Consider the following 615-nt stretch of genomic DNA (forward strand, 5'->3'; position numbering starts at 1 on the left):
ATTGAGCACGTGGGTCAGATAGATGCCCCCGCCCGTTTTCATTTTGTAAGTCCGAACGGTATCTTGGGCCATCGCCTTGGCGTAAGCCCGCATACGAGAGAGGTCAAAAATGGAAGCAGTACGCGATGTGCTGGGTATCGATGTGAGCAAATCCAAGCTCGATGTTGCATTACTGATGAACGGCAAGGTCAAAGCGAAGGTCGTTCAGAACACGCCTGATGGACACCAGGCCTTGCTGGAATGGCTCGGCAAGTCAAAGGCTTCCCTGCCTGCGTTGCACGTGTGTATGGAGTCCACAGGCGCCTACCATGAGGCAGTCGCCACCACGTTGCACGCTGCGGGTTTCAGAGTCAGTGTCGTCAATCCTGCTTGCATCAAGGGATTCGGCTATAGCGAAAACATACGTAACAAGAATGATGAGATCGACTCGCGGTTGATTGCACGCTACTGCCTGGCCATGGAGCCCGAGCGATGGACGCCGCCGCCCCTGGAGCAGCGTCAGCTACGGGCCTGGACGTTGCGCGTTCAAGCATTGAAAGACATCCGGCAGCAGGAAGCGAACCGGTTGGAAGCCCACACGGTTGCCGGCATGCAGGACGTTGCAGCCCATGTGAC

The 615-nt window shown here is 56.6% G+C and carries 1 protein-coding gene; it reads left to right on the forward strand.

What is annotated here, in order from left to right; all coding sequences use genetic code 11:
• Positions 1–109: 109 nt before the first annotated feature.
• Positions 110–615 (forward strand): IS110 family transposase (locus tag RBA40_RS33430; RefSeq protein WP_306653225.1); only part of this gene is annotated, 506 nt, incomplete at its 3' end.

The organism is Massilia pseudoviolaceinigra (assembly GCF_030846505.1).
Lineage (GTDB): Bacteria > Pseudomonadota > Gammaproteobacteria > Burkholderiales > Burkholderiaceae_D > Telluria_A > Telluria_A violaceinigra.